27 protein-coding genes are annotated in these 22,180 nt (G+C 48.0%); 11 read left to right on the top strand and 16 right to left on the bottom strand.

Annotated features, from left to right (window positions below; translation table 11 throughout):
• Positions 1-144: 144 nt before the first annotated feature.
• From mobF to AM1_RS36055, 3 genes are all read right to left on the bottom strand, one after another.
• Entirely contained in the window at positions 145-6,273 is a 6,129-nt protein-coding gene (mobF, locus tag AM1_RS36045; protein ID WP_041661475.1) for a MobF family relaxase, read from the bottom strand.
• Positions 6,274-6,282: 9 nt separating this feature from the next.
• On the bottom strand, positions 6,283-6,588 hold the full coding sequence (locus AM1_RS36050; RefSeq protein WP_012168220.1) for a hypothetical protein: 306 nt from the start codon (positions 6,586-6,588) through the stop codon (positions 6,283-6,285).
• 123 nt (positions 6,589-6,711) lie between these two features.
• A complete protein-coding gene (locus tag AM1_RS36055; RefSeq protein ID WP_012168221.1) occupies positions 6,712-7,125 on the bottom strand; it encodes a hypothetical protein in 414 nt (137 codons plus the stop codon).
• Between the two features lie 170 nt (positions 7,126-7,295).
• Here AM1_RS36055 and AM1_RS36060 point away from each other — a divergent pair, with 170 nt between their 5' ends.
• The 7 genes from AM1_RS36060 to AM1_RS36090 all read left to right on the top strand — a co-directional run bounded on the left by AM1_RS36060 (position 7,296) and on the right by AM1_RS36090 (position 11,313).
• Positions 7,296-8,465: an acetate and sugar kinases/Hsc70/actin family protein gene (locus AM1_RS36060; RefSeq protein WP_041661476.1), complete on the top strand. Its 1,170-nt coding sequence runs from the start codon at positions 7,296-7,298 to the stop codon at positions 8,463-8,465.
• Positions 8,455-8,853 (top strand): hypothetical protein, encoded by a 399-nt coding sequence (locus AM1_RS36065; RefSeq protein ID WP_012168223.1) that lies wholly within the window; start codon positions 8,455-8,457, stop codon positions 8,851-8,853. Before AM1_RS36060 ends, AM1_RS36065 begins: the two co-directional genes overlap by 11 nt.
• Before the next feature lie 2 nt (positions 8,854-8,855).
• On the top strand, positions 8,856-9,482 hold the full coding sequence (locus AM1_RS36070) for a hypothetical protein (RefSeq protein ID WP_012168224.1): 627 nt from the start codon (positions 8,856-8,858) through the stop codon (positions 9,480-9,482).
• A gap of 22 nt (positions 9,483-9,504) precedes the next feature.
• The gene (locus AM1_RS36075; RefSeq protein WP_148216118.1) at positions 9,505-10,032 is read left to right on the top strand and encodes a hypothetical protein; all 528 of its coding nucleotides are present in this window, start codon (positions 9,505-9,507) and stop codon (positions 10,030-10,032) included.
• Between the two features lie 37 nt (positions 10,033-10,069).
• Positions 10,070-10,252 carry a hypothetical protein gene (locus AM1_RS36080; protein WP_012168226.1) on the top strand — a complete coding sequence of 61 codons (183 nt, stop codon included), beginning with the start codon at positions 10,070-10,072 and terminating at the stop codon, positions 10,250-10,252.
• Positions 10,239-10,604 (top strand): hypothetical protein, encoded by a 366-nt coding sequence (locus AM1_RS36085; RefSeq protein WP_148216119.1) that lies wholly within the window; start codon positions 10,239-10,241, stop codon positions 10,602-10,604. Before AM1_RS36080 ends, AM1_RS36085 begins: the two co-directional genes overlap by 14 nt.
• A 109-nt stretch (positions 10,605-10,713) precedes the next feature.
• Complete coding sequence (locus tag AM1_RS36090) at positions 10,714-11,313, top strand: hypothetical protein (RefSeq protein ID WP_012168228.1); 600 nt, start codon at positions 10,714-10,716, stop codon at positions 11,311-11,313.
• A 315-nt stretch (positions 11,314-11,628) separates the two neighbouring features.
• Here the strand turns inward: AM1_RS36090 and AM1_RS36095 are convergent, their stop codons facing one another.
• The 4 genes from AM1_RS36095 to yidD form a co-directional block, all read right to left on the bottom strand.
• Positions 11,629-11,991: an EthD domain-containing protein gene (locus tag AM1_RS36095; RefSeq protein WP_012168229.1), complete on the bottom strand. Its 363-nt coding sequence runs from the start codon at positions 11,989-11,991 to the stop codon at positions 11,629-11,631.
• A 157-nt stretch (positions 11,992-12,148) separates the two neighbouring features.
• The gene (locus AM1_RS36100) at positions 12,149-12,721 is read right to left on the bottom strand and encodes a hypothetical protein (protein WP_012168230.1); all 573 of its coding nucleotides are present in this window, start codon (positions 12,719-12,721) and stop codon (positions 12,149-12,151) included.
• A gap of 589 nt (positions 12,722-13,310) precedes the next feature.
• Positions 13,311-13,553 (bottom strand): hypothetical protein, encoded by a 243-nt coding sequence (locus tag AM1_RS36105; RefSeq protein WP_012168231.1) that lies wholly within the window; start codon positions 13,551-13,553, stop codon positions 13,311-13,313.
• Positions 13,554-13,801: 248 nt separating this feature from the next.
• Entirely contained in the window at positions 13,802-14,104 is a 303-nt protein-coding gene (gene yidD / locus AM1_RS36110; protein WP_012168232.1) for a membrane protein insertion efficiency factor YidD, read from the bottom strand.
• 434 nt (positions 14,105-14,538) lie between these two features.
• Here yidD and AM1_RS36115 point away from each other — a divergent pair, with 434 nt between their 5' ends.
• The 3 genes from AM1_RS36115 (at position 14,539) to AM1_RS36125 (ending at position 16,047) form a co-directional block, all read left to right on the top strand.
• On the top strand, positions 14,539-15,057 hold the full coding sequence (locus AM1_RS36115) for a hypothetical protein (protein WP_012168233.1): 519 nt from the start codon (positions 14,539-14,541) through the stop codon (positions 15,055-15,057).
• A gap of 400 nt (positions 15,058-15,457) precedes the next feature.
• Entirely contained in the window at positions 15,458-15,685 is a 228-nt protein-coding gene (locus tag AM1_RS36120) for a hypothetical protein (RefSeq protein WP_012168235.1), read from the top strand.
• A 131-nt stretch (positions 15,686-15,816) separates the two neighbouring features.
• The gene (locus AM1_RS36125) at positions 15,817-16,047 is read left to right on the top strand and encodes a hypothetical protein (RefSeq protein ID WP_012168236.1); all 231 of its coding nucleotides are present in this window, start codon (positions 15,817-15,819) and stop codon (positions 16,045-16,047) included.
• Here AM1_RS36125 and AM1_RS39445 read toward each other — a convergent pair.
• The 6 genes from AM1_RS39445 to AM1_RS36155 form a co-directional block, all read right to left on the bottom strand.
• A complete protein-coding gene (locus tag AM1_RS39445) occupies positions 16,034-16,258 on the bottom strand; it encodes a hypothetical protein (protein ID WP_071820043.1) in 225 nt (74 codons plus the stop codon). The two genes, AM1_RS36125 and AM1_RS39445, sit on opposite strands and share 14 nt — an antisense overlap.
• Before the next feature lie 5 nt (positions 16,259-16,263).
• Positions 16,264-16,443: a hypothetical protein gene (locus AM1_RS36130; protein WP_012168237.1), complete on the bottom strand. Its 180-nt coding sequence runs from the start codon at positions 16,441-16,443 to the stop codon at positions 16,264-16,266.
• Positions 16,444-16,653: 210 nt separating this feature from the next.
• The gene (locus AM1_RS36135) at positions 16,654-17,478 is read right to left on the bottom strand and encodes a sigma-70 family RNA polymerase sigma factor (RefSeq protein WP_012168238.1); all 825 of its coding nucleotides are present in this window, start codon (positions 17,476-17,478) and stop codon (positions 16,654-16,656) included.
• A 394-nt stretch (positions 17,479-17,872) separates the two neighbouring features.
• Positions 17,873-18,250 carry an AbrB family transcriptional regulator gene (locus AM1_RS36145; protein WP_012168240.1) on the bottom strand — a complete coding sequence of 126 codons (378 nt, stop codon included), beginning with the start codon at positions 18,248-18,250 and terminating at the stop codon, positions 17,873-17,875.
• Between the two features lie 174 nt (positions 18,251-18,424).
• Complete coding sequence (locus AM1_RS36150; RefSeq protein ID WP_012168241.1) at positions 18,425-18,667, bottom strand: hypothetical protein; 243 nt, start codon at positions 18,665-18,667, stop codon at positions 18,425-18,427.
• 200 nt (positions 18,668-18,867) lie between these two features.
• On the bottom strand, positions 18,868-19,233 hold the full coding sequence (locus tag AM1_RS36155; RefSeq protein ID WP_012168242.1) for a glyoxalase superfamily protein: 366 nt from the start codon (positions 19,231-19,233) through the stop codon (positions 18,868-18,870).
• A 400-nt stretch (positions 19,234-19,633) separates the two neighbouring features.
• Here AM1_RS36155 and AM1_RS41840 point away from each other — a divergent pair, with 400 nt between their 5' ends.
• On the top strand, positions 19,634-19,969 hold the full coding sequence (locus AM1_RS41840; protein WP_049783916.1) for a hypothetical protein: 336 nt from the start codon (positions 19,634-19,636) through the stop codon (positions 19,967-19,969).
• Positions 19,970-20,006: 37 nt separating this feature from the next.
• Here the strand turns inward: AM1_RS41840 and AM1_RS36165 are convergent, their stop codons facing one another.
• From AM1_RS36165 to AM1_RS36175, 3 genes are all read right to left on the bottom strand, one after another.
• Positions 20,007-20,516, bottom strand: coding sequence for a pentapeptide repeat-containing protein (locus AM1_RS36165; RefSeq protein ID WP_041661479.1), 510 nt, complete (start codon positions 20,514-20,516; stop codon positions 20,007-20,009).
• 327 nt (positions 20,517-20,843) lie between these two features.
• Positions 20,844-21,257, bottom strand: a complete 414-nt coding sequence (locus tag AM1_RS36170; RefSeq protein ID WP_012168246.1) for a hypothetical protein — start codon at positions 21,255-21,257, stop codon at positions 20,844-20,846.
• A 298-nt stretch (positions 21,258-21,555) separates the two neighbouring features.
• Positions 21,556-22,128 carry a nuclease-related domain-containing protein gene (locus tag AM1_RS36175; protein ID WP_238549394.1) on the bottom strand — a complete coding sequence of 191 codons (573 nt, stop codon included), beginning with the start codon at positions 22,126-22,128 and terminating at the stop codon, positions 21,556-21,558.
• Between the last annotated feature and the right edge of the window lie 52 nt (positions 22,129-22,180).

Below are 22,180 nucleotides of genomic sequence, written 5' to 3' on the forward strand. Positions count from 1 at the left end.
CAATGTAATTTAGTACTTTGCTAAGTATCAGTCCAGCTACTGGATATTATGCTTTTCTTTAATAAAATTAGAGCTTTAATAATTAGAGAGTCAAAGTTCTTCACTCTTCATCTGAAAAAAAGCTCAAATTTTTTTCTGTGAACCTCACCGACGAGGAGATCGCCGTTGATGCTGTTGCTGCTCCTGGGTAATCTCATTCGCCAACTGCCCCAGATCCTCAAATTTGGCTTGCACCTCTGGGTTGTCAGACATCCGTAAGATCTGGCCCACCTTGACTTCCAGAATCACCTGACCCGTGTGCTTATCCGTGATGCTGGTATAGCCTCTGCCTGACCTGAGCCGCCAGTTGTCCCCTTCAGAAACGTAGTCGCCCCCTTGAGCCTCTTCTTGGCCGTAAGCGTGAGTAATCACTCTCACCGCAGCACAGGTTTGACTTGCGAGGCTGTTCCGTTGATTCTCAACCTCCTGATCTATTGGCTGAGTTGTTTTCTGGAATTCAGAAAGCGTCTGAGCCTGGGCCGTCACATGCAGGAGATGGCCTGCTCGATACCTCAGCAAAACTCGATTTGACTCTTTCTCCCTAATCATCGTGGTTAGTGGCCCGTGGGTCATAACCCAGGATGGGGTGAAGTAAACCCTGACTCGTCCATGCTGAGAGCCATGTTTTTGAGCCATCGCTTGGACAATAGGCACCATTGCCATACCAACCTCGGTCTTATGCTTTTGAAGCTCAAGCGCTTTCTCCATTAGGTATTCGCGCTCATAGATGTGCTTAGATCCAGCCTCAATAAACCGATACCCATCTTCAAGTTCTCCTCGACGGCTAGCCTCCATGAACACCTCTAGATCCATCCGCTCTGGGGCAAGATCCCCATCTCGACGCTGAACGAACTCCACCAGCTTGCGATAACGGTATTGATAATGTTTGAGGGCAATTTCTTCAAACGGTCTGGTCCTTGAAATCGCCAGCTCTAATTGCTTCGGACCCGCCCCCACAATCAGATCATCAACGCCTTTATGTTGGTTATCCCATTTAGAAGCGGATACCGAACAGCCTTCTTTGACCAACAGTTCACCCGCTCTCACTAAATCCTGACGGACATTCACGATGGTTAAAGGCTTAGTTTCTTGGTCATATAGGAAATTGAAGTGACGACCGGGAACAGCGAAGACAGCCAAACCAGGATGGAGTTGTCTTATAGGAAGTTTTTTCTTATTGTCATCATTGGCCCGGTATCCACCATTCACACCCGGCAGACCAATCGTGACATGGCCTTGAGAGTTCACCGCTAGTGTCTTCTTGCCACCCTCCGTAATATTGATGGGAATCTGGGGATTGTCCTTGACCACTGACCAAAAATGCTTCCCTGGCCTGGGTGTGATGCCGTACTGGTCATAGATCGTTTGGGCTAACCACTCAGGGACATGAGTTAAGAAAATCTCTCGGCTGACATCCGCTGGATGCTCATACTTTTGCGGTCTGTTCCTGCGGTAATCCATGCGAGGATGATCGGGTTTGAGGCTTCCCCAAAGGGATTCCGTGGGTTCTGGGTCATCCAATGAACTAGCGAGAACCCCCGCTTTAATCCAGAACCCCCCATCAGGAACATCCCTTAGCTTGGCAAACTCCTCAGAAATCTCTTTAACGACAACCTGCCCTGCGCCCATATCCTCAATCTTCGTGGACAACAACCGTTCCAAGATTTCTTGTCCCGCGATGGTTTCACAGTTCAACTCAGCGAGATCTGGGTGAATACCACTGCCTGCTAGCAGCTCCTGCCAATGCCCCTCAGCAATGGGGAAGGATGCCTCCATGAGTTTTTTGGGGTTTGTTTCTGGAGTCCAGAACACCTTAATGAATTTGGGCTTAGGTGTGATGTTGATCCCCTTCCCTTGTAATCGTTCAGCTAGGGTCTTCAATTCCTCCGTGATCGGTCCCTCAGCCACGGCTCCAACCTCCCGCATGTCCCTCACCGTCTGCCCCAACTCCTGCATCTCTAGGGTTTGGCCAATCATCTGCTGGACTTGCTTCACGGCCTCGTCAACCCCCTCTAAATGTTGGGTGATGGCAGCCTCAGCCCGCCGCTGGGCGATGGCCTCAGCAAGATTCTTCATCCCTTCATACTCGTAGATAGAGGGCTGTGACTGTAGCTGTTCTATGGAAGTCGCAAGTTCAGCTAGGGAAGCTTCTAGTCCACTATTGAGTAAGGTTTTCTCTGCATTAATGTCGTGAATCGTCCCCGCTAGTTTAGCCATGCCCGCATAGTCCGCTTGATTCACCTGAGCCACTTGCTGAGTTAAGCGATCCAGTTTGTCCAGCAGTCCCAGTTGATCCAAAGCTTGCATGTCTTGGTGGGTTTGCCATGTCTGAGCCAACTGACCCATCCCTTGATATTGATAGGGCTGAATGGGGAGTTGCTCTAGGGCTTCCGTTAACTGAGCAAGAGATTCGTATATCTCTCTCTGGGCCTGTACCGTCTGAATCTTCTCGGCTAAGGCACCCATAGACGGATAGATAGGAGAGTTCAGGCGTTCGACCTGTTGCTGGATCTGCTCCAGAACACCGCTCTCACTCAGCGCCTGGATGTTCTGATGTTGAGTGATGGTTTTGGCTAATCCAGCCATGCCTTGGTACTGGTGACCCTGGAGCTGCTGAATTGTCTCCGCTATCGGCGCAAGGGCATTCACGAGCTGCTGTTGGGATTGCCATTCTCGGATTGAGCGAACCAGCCTTTGCATTTGGGGGTAGAGAACGGGTTGAGCCTCTGCCCGTTCCAAGGCTGCGTCGAGGTGTTCTACGGCATCTGGTTGGTCGGCCTCCACCTCAGCGATTGCATCCGTTAGCCCTCGACTCGCCTGCCATTCCTGCAGGCCCGCATCCATCGCCCGGATCTGCTCTCGGTAGGTAACCTGTTCCACTGCCTCATCAATCTGGTCAAGGACGTACTGAATCTGCGTGAGATGTTCCGTGAGGTCTTGTTGTTCTTGCCGTTGGGTGATCGATGCCGCGAGGTTACCCATGTCATAGGTCGGGGGCTGGGGTTCCTCCATGCCTTCGGATAGCTGGTTAACTGCCTGATCCAATCCACTCGCTACGATCAGCTGAGCATTTTGATACGCGGTCCAGGATCGGGCTAATCCTGCGAGGGCGTCTCCGAGCTGGGAGCGCTCTTGCCGTTGGTGGGCATCACTGAAGTCAAGAGACCGCTGTTCTGGAGTTGTTGTTTGATGGACTTGATCTCCTCTGCCGCCGTCTCCACTCCCGCGTTCAGTTGCAGGTAAGTCATACCGGAGAAGTTCATCTTCTGGGTCAGATCCTCCATTGCTTTCGTTAATTTGGCGATGGATTCCGCCATCTTCTCCGACTTCTGGGCGTCCAAGGCGTCTTGGAGCTGTTCGATGAAGTGCTGGAGTTCGCCCCTGACGAGATGGGGTAACGTCCCCAACTCCTGGTTGACGCGGAGGTTCAATGTATCGATTTTCTCCTCCACTCCTTGAACGGACTGACTGAGAATTTCCATCACCGTGGCTTGGGTTTGCTGTGCGTCCAGGATAGTCTTCTGGTGCTCCAGAATCGTGTCCAATTTGGCTTCCAGATTGCTCATGATAATCCTTTAATAATTCAGTGGCATTGTCTTGAGCGATACTTTCACTGACTCGCTCATCTAGTTTTTTGAAACTCTGGCAATAGATAACAATCTCATGGGATTGCCGTGAAATCTTGACGTAGAAAGGCTCTTTAGAGGAGGTGGGATCATTGGTGCTGCTGATGACCACCCGCTTGCGACTTTGCCCTTGGGCACGGTGGGCCGTATGCACCAGCGCATAGTCCAGGCAAACGGGATGATCGAGGGAGATAGTGCGGTGCTGGCCCTCCTCATCTATGACATGCAGGGTGCTGCCCTCGATGGCTACTACCTTGACCTCATCTCCGTTAGACCATTTCTGCTCCTTGTTGTTATGGGTCCAGCGCAGATCATCCCCCACGGCGACATTTAGATTTTGAACCTCATAGACCTCCTTATGCTTGTACTTGCTGGGATTGAAGTGATAGAGCCGCCCCCCTGAACTGCTAACAAGCAGCTCATCTCCTAACCTACGCTCCACCCGGTAAAGCTTGTCTTTCTGAAGGGGCGTACTGCGATAGTTCTTCTTCTGAAGCTGGATATAATCCCCCACTTGGTAGAACTGAACCAGCCGTTTTTGCTCAATCGTCAGATGGCGACTGGCCAGTTGCTGGATATGGTGATCCTCTTCCCCCAACGTCCCCTCTGCCTTTAGGCCCTGACGGAGTAAGGACATGATCGCTAGTCTTTCCTTGTTCGTGCCCGTGACGAGTAGCGTCTCGGCCCGTTCTTCTGGGCTGAGCTGAAGATAGTAGTCAGCAAAGGTTTGCTGTCGAATATCTTCGTCTTTGATTTCTTGGATATAGCCATGCTCTTTTAAGAGGCTGACGGCATTTAGCCCCTGACCTTTGGCAATGAGAGAGACGGCCCGCTTTTGCACGGTGTTGCGCTGGCGCACAATCTGGCTGATATGGAAGGTGGTTGCCCCCGCCCGAATCAGAGACCGCATGGGGGAACCCGCTGTAATACTGGGGTTTTGCTTGGTATCTCCCACAAATAGAACACGGGCATTCGCTGCCCTGGCCCGACCCAGCAATTCCAACATTTGCTGTGACCCAATCATCCCTGCCTCGTCTACAATCCACAGTTGATGGGGGGCTAGACTCGGCTTGCTCACTAAGAGCTTGGCGACGGTATTGGTTTTGATACCCAGTTCCTTGCCTAACACCTTAGAGGCTTTAGTCGTGGGAGCATACCCTTGGATATCGAGGTTGAGATGAGTCAGAACCTGTTTCAATTGGCCCAACGTCCGGGTTTTCCCCACCCCCGCTAACCCATGCCAGAGGATAAATTGATCTGAGTGGGCCAAGGTTTTAGCCACTGCTTCTAGTTGCCCGACATTTAAACCGCTCTCTTTGAGCAGCTCCCTAACGCTGTACTCGGACATTAAGGGGGTTTGGGTTTGCCGTCCTAAGTCCCAGCTCTGATGAATGGCTGCTTCTCGCTCCAATGCCGCTACGGTGGTGAATCGTTCCGTATTGTTCACCTGATCTCGCAGGGTCAGCAATTCCTCACAGGCTGACATGGCTTGGCTTATATCCTCGAAGCGGAACTGGCGGATATTGCCGAAAACAAACTGCTCAATCTGCTCACGGGTAAAGGTAATGGAGCGTTCACTAAGATGGTTGATGGCACTGTGCAACGCCGTCGTCACCTGATCCGGTCGATACTCAAATTGAGGACTGAGATCCGGTTGAGGCATCCGGTAGTCTAAGGTTTGGGCCGCTTGCTGCCAGACGGCTTGTAAATCTGTGAGCTTCTGGCCCGGTTCCTTGGCTTTACGGCTTTTAAGGCAAGCGGTTTGCTTGTTTGCGGTGGTTGCTTCTAAACCATCTTTTTCGAGCTGTTTAAAGATCTGCTGAGAGCGCTTGGAGAAGGTTTCAACCTGCTCACGAGTAATTCCCTCAATCTCAAACGCATCCTTCGTGGCATAGATCTTGTATCCCAAGTTCTGAATATTCTCAGCCAGGTATTGCCGATAGATTTGCCCCAAGCATTCCTGCATATACATCAGGTCATTCTTACGGCTGCGCCAGGTGCCGTCTGGCATCTGGGTCGTATTCATCACTAGGGCATGGGTATGCACCTGTGGATCATTGGCCCTGGAGGTGTGGTGGTTAATCAGGGCAATCACCAGATTCTTCGTATTGAGGGTATGGCGAACCCCCCCGATCATCACCCGTGTTTGTCCATATCGCTCTTGGACGATATCCAGGGTGCGCTTGACGGCTTGCAGGTGGGCATCAAATAGGCGATAGTCACAGCCAATATGCAGGACCATTGAGGCACTTTTAGGCATGGAAAAAGTGAAGTCATCCCCCACCCGTTCCTTGTGCTTTTCGTTCTTGGGAAAACCCCTCAGCCTCTCCCCTTCCAGGTTGTAGCCATAGAAAACTTTTTTAAAGTCAGCCCGGTGGACATTTCCCTGTAAACCGAGGGCATAAGCGCCATAGCCATACCATTGAGCGCGGACGAGCTTTCGTAGAGCGGCTGCTTTGGATTCAGCCTCACTGACCGTTTTCCCCTTCCCCTTCTTCTGTACCGACTTGGAAACATCAGGGCTGTAGTAATCCACCAGCCCCTCATCCTGGAGGTAATAGTCTTCTTTTTCTTTGCAGCCCGTCTGCACGGGCACAATCTTCAGCATCGGAAAAGGCTACAGAAAGCGAACGAAAAGCCAGGTTGCCCGGCACCAAGCATGGATCAGGCGTTGTAGCAGATTGGGATATCTCCCCCGTTGATTCTGTTCCGTGACGGTCTTTGCTCCACCTAGCCACTGGTGAATAAAGGTATGGGAGCCAGGGGACAGGGGGAGCAAATCCAACCAGATCCACTCATGGCCATAGCGTTTGTAATTCGTGTGATGGACATGGGCATAGCCATAGGTTCTGACCCAAGGACGCAGGGCACAGCGGTACTTCCAAGCAGCTAGGGTGCGTTTGCGAAGTTTGGCGTCCGTCATCACCACATGGATCTAAAAAACATCGCCGTAATGACGGTCGTTAATGTCCCCGCCCATCCAATGAGGCGCATCAGTGGTGTGTATCGACATACCAAATAAAAAATAACTAGACCGACGAAGATGTCAAAGTGACTCATCGGAATTCTCCTTGTGAATAGAAGTTGAATTTTCTCGTGGGAATGTAATTACTTTCGGGCACAAAATAATACGCATTGCGCTCGAAATTGAATCAGTTTTGAAAAAGTTGAAACGAACTGAAATTTCTGCCAACTTCATCATACGCGATTGCCAAATTGTTGGCGTATGGTGTGGTATTTTCGCCGGGGCTTGGGGCAGCGCCCCAAATTGCCGTCTTCCCTGGATCTGCCCCGTTTCTGCCCCAGAATGTCCCCAGGCTGCCCCATGTTTGCCCCAAGTTGTCCCAGGTTTGCCCAAAATGAGCATATTGAAAGCTGAAAAATTGGGTTGAGAAAAAGTTGCCCCAGATTGTCCCTGAGTTGCCCCGGATTGTCCCCAGTCTGCCCCAAAAGATCCCATTTCAAGGATATGGAATGTTACGGGAATTGTGATGATGGTTGATGGTTTTTGACAAAAGCCACTAGAATGCCCCTAGAACTTTGAACACCACCGAAAAGATTTTTAACAAAAGCGACGCCACTTCGCGAGAATGCGGTCGCAAATTGGGTTGAAGTTTACTAACTAAATCAATGATTGATGCAACGATCACGTTCGACTTTGGCGGATCGGGGTGCCGTGCTATTGCACAAGTACCGGGTCAGCCAGAGCAACTGTATTTGCTATCACCGGAGATGGCGCAGATCGAACGAGGCCGAATTGAAGATACCTTTGCAATGCTCCATGAATTTGGAGAACCGAACCTAACCACCTCTATTTGGTTGGAGTTCGCGGGCAGTGCTTATGTGCTGGGTGACTTTGCTAAGCAGTTTGCCGTGAGTGGGCTGCAACTGAGCAAGCAAAAGTTCGAGCTGGGGATTACCAAGGCCCTGGCCCTGATTGCCTGGATTGCCCAGGACAACGGGCTGGAAAAGGGGGCTTCCATCGCCTTGGGGGTCGTTCTCCCCTGGCGCGAATATAAGGATCGACGAGCCTTTGAAGATCAGCTTTGTCTTCAGGTACAGAACTATATCTTTCGCGGCCAGTCCGTGGGGTATCAGCTGGATCTGTTCACCTGCTACCCGGAGGGCTGGGGGGTTCTGAACAATATGATGTTCTCGGAAGGACTCAATAACGCCGCTGTATGGATGTGGGGGTTCCGCGACACCACCGTACTTTGGGCCGCGAACCGTCAGCGCGAGGGCAGTACGGAGCCGTGGGGGTTCCGCCGTTTTATCGAGCGGTTCCAAGAAAGGGCACGGTTGCCCATCTGTGATGCTCAAGAAGTTGAGATTGATGAGCTGTACTTAGCTAGAGTTTTGGGGAGTGTCACCAGCTTAGAACCTGAACAACTGAGGTCACATCTATCTCCCCTCGTGAGTGGTCTGTCAGTTCTCTACCAGGAAGATGCCCTGACCCAACTGTGTGAGCAGTATGAGCGCATCTATCAGCTGTACTTCCAAGATGCGATCTCAGTCTTTGAGCGCAATACCCCCCAACACATTGAGCGGATCATCCCCTGTGGGGGGACGGCCTGGTTGTACCGTTCTCTCCTGAATGAGTACTTGAAGCAGAAGCCAGGGGTGCAGCAAAGCTGGGCGACTCAGCAGGAGCGGGCCGTGATGGACACCTTTGGTAAGAAGGTGGTCAAAGCTGAGGGGCTGCAGTATCGCCTGGATGATCCAATGGGCATCTTTGGCCTCGTCCGTGCCCAAGTCAAACATCGCCAACCATCAGCAGGAGGGTTAAAAGTTGCCAGATAACCGATTTGATAGACGGCTGCGTGTCCGTGCGGATAAAGGCAGTATTGAGCAGGCCATTGTGGAGGAAATTGAAGATCCCTGTACGCCCCCTGGAAGGGTGGGTGAAACGATTCTGCGAATGGGCCAAGCCTTCTTTGGTCATCGTGCGGCCCGTCGAATTCATCGCTCCGAACTAGAGGTAAAAAGTGCGGCGAGGGACTCAATTCGGCTGCTGCGAGAGCAGATTACCTATATTGCCCTCGACAGTGGCTTGAAAGATGAGCTGCCGCTGTTATTGGGCTTTCCCCAGTTTTCGATGAATGGTGTTTCCACCGAGCAAGGGGTAGCCCCCGTTGAGGAGTCTACCTCTGACATCCCTGATTTAAGTGAAGCATTTAAGGATAACTAGTCATGCCCCAAACGAAGAATCAACTGATTGAGCAGGTTGCCAAGCCCAATGAGGTCAACGACGAGCAAGCGAACCAACTGATTGAGCTGCTGCAGATGCAGGAAGGTAAAGGAAAGAAATACCCAGATGAGCAAGTTCAGCTCTTTGAGCGGGCCTGCCAGTTGACCCGCAAAGGGCAACCCGTACCGGATGCGGCTCAGATGGCATTGAATGAGGCTCAGCAAGAACCGCAGCCCCCAGCTCCCCAAGAACAAGCGGATGCACCCCCTAAACAGTCCACCTTGGATGGAGGGGTTCAAGACCTGGTTGAAATTGCTGAAACAGCGGGTGAAAGTACCGCCGAGCGATTAAGCCAACGCCCGGAGATGTTGTCGGATCAAACGATTCATGAATTTGATAAGGCATTCTTTGTCTCGTTGGGGTATCACCTCCAACGTAAGCTCTCCGCAAGGGATCAGAGTCCCACTCCGATAGATGTGAAAGTGGAGCCTGCGGGACTAGGAATTTTGAAGGGGGTTCAGGAACGCTTGCAGGCGAAAGAAGAAGCTGAGCGCAAGGTGTTAGTCGCAGCAACACAGACGACGGATCAACCTACTGAACCTGCCGAGGTTGTTAGTGAGCAGCAATAGCCTAAAGCAATCCCCCCAGCTCATGTCCAGTGATGAAATGGAAGTGGTGAGCCGCGAGGTATATGACGTTGCCTCCGCTGATGCTCAACGGCTGATTGAAGCAATCCATAAGCACCGGGACATCAATCATCAGTCCGTCTTGGAGGCTTACAATCTGGTGTTTACCAGGGAGCTGAATCGGTTGCTGCAATCTCAGAAGGTTTTGGGTGCGGTAGCGATTGATAAAGTCTCGCCTGATCGGGTTAGACTCCCCGTAAATGGTGCACCGAATGAGGCTGATCTGATCCAGCTTGCCCAACGGCAATTGTTCTTAGTCCTGGTGGCCGTCGCCGCTCAGCATGAGAAGGTTCAAGAGATAAAGGAACGTCGGTGTGAACATGGCATCACGTTACTGAGAAATCTCACGGATTTACTTCGGGAACTATTCGGTTCTCTGCTGGGTTTGGTGTTGCTGCTGGCAATGTTTTATGGGTTGGGGGTTGCGACTGGGGTAAACCTGCCGGGGGAGGTTATTTGCCGGGTGAGGATTGCTCAGTGTGCTGGGGAATAATTCTCGAGACTCAATATGTGGATTTTGGAGGATTACTATGCCAACTTTAAGAGCTGAGATAGCAGACATTATTACCCAGAATTCTGTGGAGAGAGCAGCGTTAGAAATACTAGCGTTGCTGGAGGAAAAAGGATTATCGCTCGTCGAAAATGGTTGGCTGGATGATGACACGATCTCTCAGCTTAATCACATTAGCGAAGAGAAGAATGATGAAAAGTAAGTTTGCTCTGTTAATGGCGACAGCAATAGGCATTTTGGTTGTCCAGCCAGCAATGGCGGCTAACTTAAGCTCAAGCGAGATTGATCAAATGCTTCAAAATATCGCCATACCAATAGCGATGATCGCATCTTCTATTCTTGCGATCCATATATTCTCCTCCGGGCAACTCTCATATGTACAAATGAGGAAACAACCAGGCAAAATCCGGGAGTTAATTGGGATTACCTGTATGTCATTCGCGCTTTGCTCACTCCCTTCTCTAGTCGTTGGGGAGTTTGGGAGCGGGAATGTAACGCTGCTTTTGATCAATGGTGCGTTGATTGCTTTTGGTTTGATGATTCGTTCTCAGTAAAGGTAGAGAACGCATGAGGATATCGTTTGAAGGGCTACAACCTGTTAGATACCTTCTGCGATCGCAACTCTGATACCAATCCACGGAGCTTAGACCATAGGAGAAAATCATGGATTGTGCTGCTACGCGGACCCCCGAGGAAAGAGAATTCTTGCGTCTAAAAGGTCGAGATATGGCCTTTGGCTACATCCAGATGGCCCGCAGGTGTCCTCGCCCGGAGGAGATTGCTAATATGGCGCTTACCGATTGGGGCCAGGGCAATATCTTCAATGGTGTCGTGGATCAACTGGGCCTCATCTGGGAGGACGTTGACGGCAAGATTGTCTATCGTAAGAATCCCCAGCGAGAGCTGGAAAAAGAGCAAGCCCTTGACCGCTATCGATGCGCGTCAAAAGAGCCTCCTTTCAAACAGTATCCAGATTTGCAGGAGATGTCGCTTGATGCACTACTGAGTGAATTGGAGAGCTGGCACAAAATCGGTGGATTTGATGAGCGGTATGACGAAGAGCGAGTAGAAGCCTTGGTCTGGATGTTGTGTTATCGCATTGCCTCGGTCATGGCAGAAGATCATTGTATTTTGCTTGAGATGGCCGCATACGCGATTGGCTATGAGCATAAGACCCACCCCACGGCCATCCCTGAATGGAAGGATTGGGGCATGGCGATGTGTGATCGGGTTCTGGGGTCAATCTATACGAAACCCGATTGAGTTCCCAGACGTTCACATTCCAGGCGGTTTCTGTGTTGCCTAGCTGCGATGACCGAAGGTCGGTCTTCGACCATCGCGCATCCAATACCAACTCCCCAGACTTCCCACCAAACAGCAGTAAAAACGACCCCCCGCCACTTCTAGTCCAAGAGGTCGTTGAATCCTTTCTTTAATTATAATGAGGATCCCAAATGACGACGAACCCCTTTATCGGCTACTTCGAGCAAGTTTGGATTGACCACCAGACCAACTACGGCCAGCACGCTGATCCATGCTTAGCGGTCTTGTGTATCACCTAGTCAGCCATAACTTACTTTAGAACTCAATTTCTTCCACCAAAAATGCACAAGACCTTGAGTGATCAATAAAGTTATTCTCATCCTCAATAAGCTTCGGTCCAAGTTCAGCCATCTCAGTCGAACCCATGGCTTCCATGAGATCATTCTCTGATTCAAACCACACCTCAGCAACACCATCAAACTCTTCTGCCATGCTTCTTGACTGTCTCATGCTTTCATTTAAAGGACTGGAGAGAGTATGCGACTGCACATATTTTTGAGTTCTCATCACAGCAGCATTCTTCATAAAGAATGGACCATGGCTATTCTGCCAATAATCCTGAAAAGCTTCTCTGGTGATATCAGCGCGACGATGAAGGCACATTATCAATTTGATCATGACACTCGAACTCTGATCGTTTTGGATTAAAAATGGCTAAAGACTAAGATTACCAGGCGGGCGGACCAACGCGAGTGGCCTCTGAAGAACCAAAAGTCTCAACGAAGTGAACGACGAGGAAACACTGAAAACGTAGCCTGCTCCGTGCATTGACTTGTTATGCGGCCTTTGTGGGCCACCGTGCAACCTCGTAGACGATTTCAGTTGGATTGAAATCATTCTCCAAGTAACCGCAATAGTGATCAATGATCATTCCGAATTCAAGCTTACAGCTGACAATCGCGAGGAAATGCCCAGCGATGGGCCAGAGTTGAGGAACTGAGCGTTGGGCGGACGCGAAATCGACAACAAAGAGCGGGCATGTCGGAACCCAATATCCCTTACCGCCCTGTTGAATAGCGTTAGGCGGAGTGATCATCAAATGACAATCAGTGTTTGGATCAACGTTATGTATTTGTTGAATGAGGTTCATCGCCTTATCGGGCCAAGCAACCTCGGTGTAGTGGTACTCGTTCGGACGCGTTTGAGATCCGGACCCGATGCCATCAGCAGTGGCGGGCAGAAAAGTGGAAATGATGTCGTGTGATTCAGGTGTGTAGACGCAGGGTGCGGAACTGAGCGCTTGCGACAGCGGTGGTGCGAGTGATTCGAGGAACGTGTTTCGATTGCGGCGTTGTTTGTTGGCCGACGCCTTGAGGAAGATCAATCGTTTGCGTTCATCGGAATCCATCTTTCGCGTCGGGTTTGCTGCGTAACTATTGATTATATAAATATTGTCTGGTAACTCCAGCTTGAGGGCTATTATCTTCCAACTACTTTTTAACTCCGAGATAATGACATTATCAAGTCAGCATCGGATAATTCCAACTCCAAGGGTGTTGTCCAGTAGTTCACCGTACTCACAAGGCCAAGTTTAAGAAGTTTAAGTCCTAATCTTCTTTCCTTTACCTTTTCGATTCAGATCACCAAATGAGGCCAATATCGCGAGGCTATAAAAATCAGTCACTAGATGGGGTATTGTGGAACAATCCCCAAAAGTGACGATTCTGAAGAAGATCCGCCCAGAAAACATACAGCAAACCTTTTTGAGCAAGGGACATTAAGTTCAGCAGAACCGTTGCAAATACTAAGCTTAAAGTCTCTTCATATTAATCAACCGTCTACTATATCAAGAGTTAGGAGACAGCTAAAATCACCCCAAAAACACTGTCTATTAAATCGTTAAATCCTACTTAGGAGGCAGTAGTGTCTATTAATCGATTTAGGAGACATCATTAGAGGCGAAATCTGCACGAGCGTGGGTTTTCATACTGAGGGTTTTATACCTCGATAAGTTTTAAGACCGGATCAACAACCCAATTCATTGCAGAATCGTCACTTTTGGGGGTTGTTCCACAATACCCCTTAGTGGGGTCTTTCAGAATCACTGCTTTTGGGGGTTGTTCCACTGATACCTCTTCTAGGTTCGGAAAGTCTTGCCAACAATAGTGACAAAACCAACAGATTTGCCCATGACTAATGTGAGGGAGGAGTTCATGGGAGCAAATGGGACAGTCAAACATGGGGAAACCTCTGGCGTAGATTGACTCACCCAGAATCATAGGTAAGTGCCCTTCGTTACGAACGATAGTTGATAAAGTTGAGAATCCTATGAAGATTATTGAAAACAAACGATGTTGACTGGGCTAAAGGTTGCAGAGATAGGCATTGTTAAAGTTTTAGGATGCCAGCATAACACTTTTGCATGGACCAAAATCCCTGAAGTCCTTAAGCAGCAGTAGTGGTAGCCCTAGTCTCTTCAGTAGAAGTGTTACCCTGAAATCTTTCTAGAACTTGGACCATGCCGTTCTTTGTTTGGATCAGCACATTCAGAATCAATCTGAGCAGATGGTTTGACCGCTGCTGTCGGCACTGGATCATATCCGCCAGGGTGAAAGGGGTGGCAACGACAAATTCGTTTCAACGCCAACCAGCTTCCCTTGAGGACTCCCCAAGTTGATATTGCTTCAATGGCGTAGGCCGAACAAGTCGGCTGAAAACGGCAAGACGGCAGAAATAAAGGCGAAATGAATCGCCGATAAAACTGAATTAATCCAATTAATAGCGTTTTCATACAACTAACTCAAACAGGGATAGACCATAAGCCTATCTCTATTTAACAATAGACATTATCGGAAATAAAATGAGTGAGAATAACTTCAAATGTCTATGTCGTAAGTCTTTGAGGTCGATTTTTCTCCAAAAATAAAACGCTTTCCCAGTAAGGTTTTCAGCTATTTCCGATAAGGTCTAATGAAAATATTGAATACGAAGTGGGTCTATGATCCATATTCTACCAACCTGGGGTCGGTTCAAATCAGGGTAACGCTTTCGCTTAAGGGGAAAAGGCTGCATCTGCTCCTGTACAAGGGCTTTAGGGGTTTTGATTATATAAAAGTGTTACCCTGACATCCTAGAACTTGAACCATGTCCGACAGTTAATTATTACGTAAATACTTTTTGGATTACGCATAATAGCAATATTGTTACGTAACTAAGGAAAATGTTATGCGTAAAACTATCAGCATTCCAGAGTCCCTAGCGTCTGAGTTGGAGCAATTCAAGGATCGGCTGAATGCCTCTGAAATCTGCACATTGGCCCTACGAAGGGAGGTTAAACGGCTTAAGGCTTTGGATAGCTTAGAAGCTGGTGCTGATGTTGAGCGCTTCCAATTGGAGCGACAACGGGACGGAGACCACTGGGAAGCTAAAGGCAAGATTGCTGGTATTCAAACGGCTGTAAGGCTTGGTTATAGGCCATTAAGCGAGGTATGCGCTTCAGTCGAGCTATGTACTCGGGAAGGATTACCTGTTATCGATCAAATTGCCCAAATTCCCGGAGTGATAGAGCTGATCGAGGATTGCATGAAAGATGATGAATGCTTATCTGTATTCACTGACGATTATGCTCACGGGTATGGTCTCGGAGCGCTTGAAGCCTGGGATACTTTACATACTCAGGCTGGGAAAGGGGCGGCGACAGGCGAGACAAATTCGGAGATAAACAGTGAAACCCCTAACAGATGATCAGATCAAAGAACAAACACAGGAATCTTGTGGTCACTGACCCCCGACTAAAGTACGTGGGCTTGCCTGGTCTCAGCCAGGAGCTAAGGAGTGACTAGACCATGAGCTACAGACAGTTTCGTACTTCCGGGTATTTCCCTAGCTCGGATAATCTACAAGCCTTCTGAGAGAAGGCGTGGGGTAAAGCCCAGAAATGCTGACTGTAGTGGTCTTAGGGACATACAACTCGAAAGAGGATTATCTCAAATGATGTTAAGAGTACCTGTCATATCAGCAGAAGGGGAAGCACTTATGCCCACCAAGCCCAGACTTCCCACCCAGCTACAGTAAAAACGACCTCCAACTTCTTTCTATCCCAGAGGTCGTTGAATCCTTTCATTAATTATAACGAGGATCCCAAATGACGACGAACCCCTTTTCCGACTACTACGAGCAAGCTTGGATTGACCACCAGACCGACTACGGCCAGCACCCAGACCCATGCATAGGACTGCCATCAGACCAGATCCAAGACCGGGTTGCGTCCTTGTTGTCAGAGTTCAATCCGCTGATATCACCTGAGTCTGAGACTGCTCTGAGTATCTGGGTGGGTATTATCCAGCGATTTTACCGGGATATCTCGGTCTAGATGCGATGGTCGTTGACTGCGTTTTGGATAAGGAAAAATATTTAAGGTGATCCTTGGAGCGAACAGAACGATTTTCCATTGTGGCCCCATGAGTCGACCCAATTAACCACTCGATAGCAAGATTAGATCCCATGTCAGAACCAACTTATAGCGAAGAAATAGAAGAACCCACTGCTGATCAAACGGTGTTTCGTCCCTATCCATATTGCCTCTGGTGTCGGTACTTAGCTGCACATTATGATTTTTGTGCGGTTGTGCCTTTTGGCTGGACTAACGGCCTAATCGAGCGGTGCCCAGAATTTGACTCCGAATATGGGGATGCTGAGACTTTGGCGGTTTTTGATGACATCATTCCGTTTTGAATTTGTGGCGGTTGTGATCCCTCCACCCACATTCCCCACAATCCCAGTGACTCCTCGGTGGTGTTGTCTCCCGGATCGGTCTCTGGCAGTTGGGGCATCGTCCCGTGAAAATCGGATGCCAGTCCAACAGTTCCAGCTTCTGTTCGTTCGTCAGATGATTTGAGGGTGACGTGATGGGGGTGCCGTTGTAGAAGACTTGGGTGGGTTCCATTGGATTTAGCTGTTTCGTTGATGGTCGCAAGCATCCCAAACTTCAGCCATTACTCGCACGGCTGCTTCTAGGGGTAAACGCTCCAATTTGCTCCTGTGATGAAACTTCAGACTGATTGCTAGCTGCATCTTTAAGGCAGCAATTTCTGGAGAAATATCTGATGCCTGGCTGTTGAGATTCGTCATATAAACCACTAATGCGTCTAGAGGCTATTATTCCCCTCTCTGATGATTTCCACATCTTGCCCCACTGTTTTGGGTATGCCCAGCCCCCCAACTATCCCCAGATTTGATTGATAGGTTTTGGGTTGAGGCTCGTTTGAAGTCTCTAATGCAGAATGTAGACTCCCTGGAGATGCTGTGCTGTAGGGGGTTTTATTTTGTCCCTGGCAAGAGCTAGGCGGTTCTTTCCATTGTCGTTTGGTCAGTGTTCTTCTGTAATTTCTTCATGATTTTGTTGAGAATCAGTCGAATCCCTTCACGGCTCAATCCAATCTGTTCACCGATTTCCCTCATCGACTTGGGCTGATCATCCTCCAGTCCAAACCTCTGACTGAGTACAAACTGCTCCCGTTTATCCAGATGAGCCATTACCTGAGAGAGTTGTTCGTCAAGTTGAAGTGATTCCAGGTAAAGAGTGGGTTGGTCTTCTCCAGCCATTAGATCAAGGAGAGTATCTTTTTGTTGGTGACCAACGGGTTGATCGAGGGACGATACTTTTTGAAATAGATGCAGTGTGCGACTAATGGTTTTCGGTTTGAGGTTGGTGGCCTTTGCTAATTCAGACAGGGATGGTTCTCTGCCCAGCTGTTGATTGAGTTCTCTGAAGTGCTTTTTGATCTTGCTGATCATCTCCCATTGATACTGAGGAAGGTAGATGGGGCGTGATTTAGCTCGAAGAGCAGCTGTAACCCCTTGCCGAATCCACCAATAGGCATAAGTGCTGAAACGACAACCTTGAGCGAGGTCGAATTTGTCTACTGCGTTACTCAACCCAATACTGCCTTCTTGAATGAGGTCTTGCAGGGGTAATCCTCGATTCTGATGTTTCTTGGCAATGGAGACAACTAGACGCAGATTGCATTCAATCAACCGTTGCTTGGCTCGGAGATTTCCTGCATTGACCTGTCTAGCGAGTAGTATTTCTTCTTCGTGGGAAAGGATGGGATATCGGGCTATTTCTTTGAGGTAGAAATGGAGACTGTCATGCTCAAGAGCCATCACTGAACCTCGCAAACATCATTGGTAGAGAATTACCCCGAATTGCTTGGAATGGGAAGGATAATTGATGTTTCTTAAGGTTATGAGGGATATAAAAAGCTGGCAGGTTAAACGGATTACCCGCCAGCTTGATTGATAGGACTCGAGTGATTGAATAAGATGATTTCAGTCTATCAGCCTTAACCTTTTCCTTGTAGTCTTTAATCTCTGAATGCAGGAATTTTCGTTGCTGGGTTTTAGGTATGATTACTATAGAGAGAATGACCATTGTTATGGTTGTCTAGCTTACTCTTGCAGATCCCAGCCCAAGATTTGGCTGGGTTTTTCATGGCGAACAAAAACTCCCCAGCATTAGACCAAACAGGGGAGTTTGTTGCATCAGTATTTCAATGGACTAAGCGACCTTGGTCAAATGAATGTGTTTGCGACCGACAGCAATTTCAAATTCATCCCCAGGTTCAAGTTCTAATGCTTGGGTATAAGCACGACCTACCAAAATATTGCCATTGGTCTGCACACTGACTTTATAACTTGGCTTGCGTCCACCATTGCCATTTCCGTTCGGAGATTGGCTACCTAAATCAATTCCTTCTGCATCCAAGAGGGCATTGAGGAAGGCGATAGTTTTAATTCGTTCAGAGCCATCTTTGTCAGTCGAAATGTATCCGCAAGCTTTCGCTTTTTCCTCACGAGTGTAATCACTCAGTTGCTTTACCTTTGCTATTAAGTCTTTTCCTGTTAAGGGTTTAGCTTGCTTCTTCTTTCTCGGCATGATTTAAAAAATCTCTCTAGCAGTATCACTTTGACCCCTAAATGATTGCATAGAGCTATTAGTTTATGGTTAGCGGATAACCGATCCAATCAGTCAGGATGATATTGGATATCGAACTTTCACTTAAGAAGTCTCAATTAAAAATGAATGAGAGAATCTGTTAGTAACCCAGCTTTAAACTTTAGATAATTCCTTGGTTTTAGCTGTAGACACAGAATTTTGCCCTTGGGTAGCATCCTGTTTATAAAAGTCTAAGTCTATGGCTGAGCCAATGACTTGACCGTTTGCAGTTAATTCATACCACTGACTTGTGAACAGATGCTGAGCAATCGTTGCATGAGACATCCCACACCTAGATATTCCTTCTGGTTTGTCTTTTAGGGGAATACCTCTGATGGGATCTTGAGTGCTGGGCATTTGAAATATCTCCCCAGTTCAATCATCTGGACACATGCTAGAAACCTTACTCAGGTAACTTTAGATTACCCATCAGCACGTCCATTGCTAACTCCATGTCGCTTTTGCCCAGAATACTGTCGATGGCTTTACCCTTGATGTCGTCTGCAATGTTCAGAATGCCTTTGAGTGTATGGTCAATTATGTGTCGCCGACTTTATTTAATCCTCTGTCTCTTGGGGAAATATCAATTCGTTTCCGTCGGGATCTTGTAGTTTTATTGAAGGATATCCCCAATAAATTTCCTCGTAAGTTATGTGCATACTTTCGATCATTTCTTTAAACCGGCTTGTTTCAGATTCGGTAAGTGAAATAAATACCCTACCTTGCCCTTTTCGATCAAGGTTGCTAGCCAAAATTAGCTCAAAATCACCCCGCGATACTTGTGCCACTAATACCTCTCCGGCCTCGTCATACTTCCAGCTTTGCGTAAAACCAAGCAAGTCGCGGTAGTAACTAAGGGATTTCTGAACACTGGCAACGGAAAATACTGGTCGTGTGTACCATTTATCTTTTTCTATTGGCATGATGCTCTCAGCCTACTAGACACATAACTATCGTTGGAAGCGTATTAGATCCCTAGTTTGCAATAAATTTGTCAAAAATTACTAAAATTTGCCAGAAAATAGATGATTATTCAGAATAGAATAGAGACCTATTATGCTTCCTCTGCTTGATCAATGACCGTATTGAGGGCATCAACAATTGGGCCATCGTCTGAGTAGCTTTCTAGCTCTGCTACTCAGACCATTGCATCGTCATTTTCAAAGCTACCTGGCCCCCATGTGCCCATAGCTCAAAGTCCTGATGAACTCAAAAAAATAATCTACTTTGAGGACAGAGGATAAACCAATGAATGAAAGAAGAATAAGTTTGCTAAGACTCAATTCGTTAAGCTAAGGCTAGTAGAGTTAACGAGGTTACGGCATGAGGAAACGAATCACCGCAGCGCTACTGACTACAGGCTTATCTCTACTGATATCAGGGGTAGCTTGGGCAGAATCAGAAGACCGCCGGAAAGCTGAGGCTGAATCTGCTCCTGTAGTGACGCATCTTGTTTTGCGTAATCACACAATCACGATGACTGCTGCGCCAGAAGGCCATCTTTATACAGTGGGTAATGCTGTTTCTGGAGAAATTCTCCATGTGGCTCTCACAGAGGTGGAGATGGAATCGCAATATCCCAGACTAATGAGGTTGTTACAGCCCGCTGTCGCGGATGAAGATACAACCCTGATGATGCTAGCTCCAGTTGAAAGATAAGTCTCATTTAAACTTGAAGATTCCTAGCCATCGGCCTCTACTGCTCAAGGCTGACAATTCGACCATCAGGGAAAATGGTCTCGTTTAAGATGGCATCTTCCAAATTCTTGAGATTGACCTTAGCCCCGGATAGATCAGCTCCCGTTAAGTCAGCATTCTTAAAATCAGTTTCTCTTAAATCTGCGTCCCTCAGATTTGCTCCTTGTAGGATGGCATCTGTCAGGACAGCTCGACAGAGTATCGAACTTCGCAAATCCGCCCCTGTCAAATTTGCTGTGGTGAGTAAGGCATTAGTGAGATTAGCTTCTTTCAAATTTGCTCCAGATAAATTGGCTGAAATCAGCCCTGCTGCTTGCAAGTTTGCCTGTTGGAATGATGTACCGATAAATGTTGCCCCATGCAGGATGGCATTGGTGAGATTCGCTTTGGCAAAAGAGGCATGGGCTAGGTTCTGCAGGCCGAGATTACAGGCTTCCAAGTCTATCCCCATAAAAGAACGTTGACCTTGAGCGTACCTTTTGGGGATGTCTGTTTTATCTTCAGCCATAGTTTGACGACGTTTAAGCGTCGATATACACAACTAGAGCTTCTACTATATCTTTACTAGCAATCTCTCATATCCTGCACCAAGATATGCGTGAAAAACTGCCGAAGAAATAAACAGAGGTCGCAAGCTTTTCTCTAAGAAATAATATTGATGATCACAAAAAAGACAAGGGTAAACCAGAGAAGGCCAACGAGGACATAGATGGTGTTTCTCATAACGAAACCTCCTAAGTAGCAATCGCTAAATATGGGCTAAGCACACATCAATAAGCCACTGAAGCAACTGAGACGATTCTGCTTCGAACTTTCCCTGAAAACCTTGATTCCATCATAGCTTTTGGGGCTGGATAACTTGAAGGTCAATCTCGCGGATCCAGACGTTACTGAATTCTTCAAACCCAGCCCCAGGTGTCATGTCAGGGATGATGCTACCTGCTCTTTGGGCAGTAAACGCCTTTCGCCACAACTCCCAATCTTTTTGGGAGGGGGAATGAATGTCATTACAATACACTGACCAGCTTTCTTGCTGAACCTTGGAACGCTGGATATGAAGTCCTGTTACTTGTACTTGAATCAGGTTTTCATCGATCAAGTCTTGGATGAATGCAGGATGTTGACTCGGTGGTTCATCCTGACCCGTTACAGGAAATTCATATGAAAGATTAATGATTTCATTGGGATGTTTGATGGCGATACTAAGCAACTCCGACTGTTGTGGTTTCAGTGATGGGATGCAATTCATGGCTTCAGTTCAGGGGTATTGATGCCTAGGATAAATGATGTGGAGAGAATTCTGTATCTACCTAGAAGCTGAGATATCTCAATGATTGTTTTAGTAATTTGTTGAAACTAGATTTGCGAACGCATCTCTGATACCACCACACTCAAACTTCCCTCACGCCCCCGCCCGAACAACCACCGAGGGATCTGCGGGCCTAGCGAACAGCCAGAGGTAGATACTAGAGGTTCCGAGGACAAGACCGAGGAGCAGGCTGTGGTTGTTTTGAGTTGAGTGATACGGGTTGCGATCGGTGCTTTAGTTAGCTCAAGCTTTGGTGGACACTCATACTTTGCAAAATGCTGGCAATAGAATGAACATCGGTCAGCAAAACGCCCTGCACCTTAGTATTCAAGATTGATTGATCAACTTGGCTTCCAACAAAACATAAAACTGGTTTTACCCAAGTAACTGCCCTACTTTTTTGGAGTTGTCCTGCTTGTCCTTTCACCGCCTTGAGGATGCTTTTGCCTTTTGGGAAAGGGTAAATTTTTCTGCCGTATTGCTTGGATAATTCATGTCCTTTGAGAACGATGGTTCCTTTGCCTGATTTAGTGTCAATACAGAAATGTTTCCCCGATGGCGAGATGGCGAGATGATCGATATTGCCCCATCTTGGGACAGGAATATCATGCTCGATGGTCCAGTTATAGGCTCGAAGCTGATTCAGGGTTGCACCAACCGTCTCCTCTGCTCTGGCTCCTTGGGCTGCTTGATTGGCTCGCCTCCAGTAGTAGTTGCCAGCCAGTATGCTAAGCCCACCAACGATGATCGAGAGTGCCCAAGCCTGTGAGTCAGACTTGAGAAGTGAACTGAGGATTGAGTGCCCTTGCACAACCACGAAGAGAGCTAACCCGAAAGATATGAAAGCTTTAAGCCTTCTTAGT

The organism is Acaryochloris marina MBIC11017, assembly GCF_000018105.1.
Lineage (GTDB): Bacteria > Cyanobacteriota > Cyanobacteriia > Thermosynechococcales > Thermosynechococcaceae > Acaryochloris > Acaryochloris marina.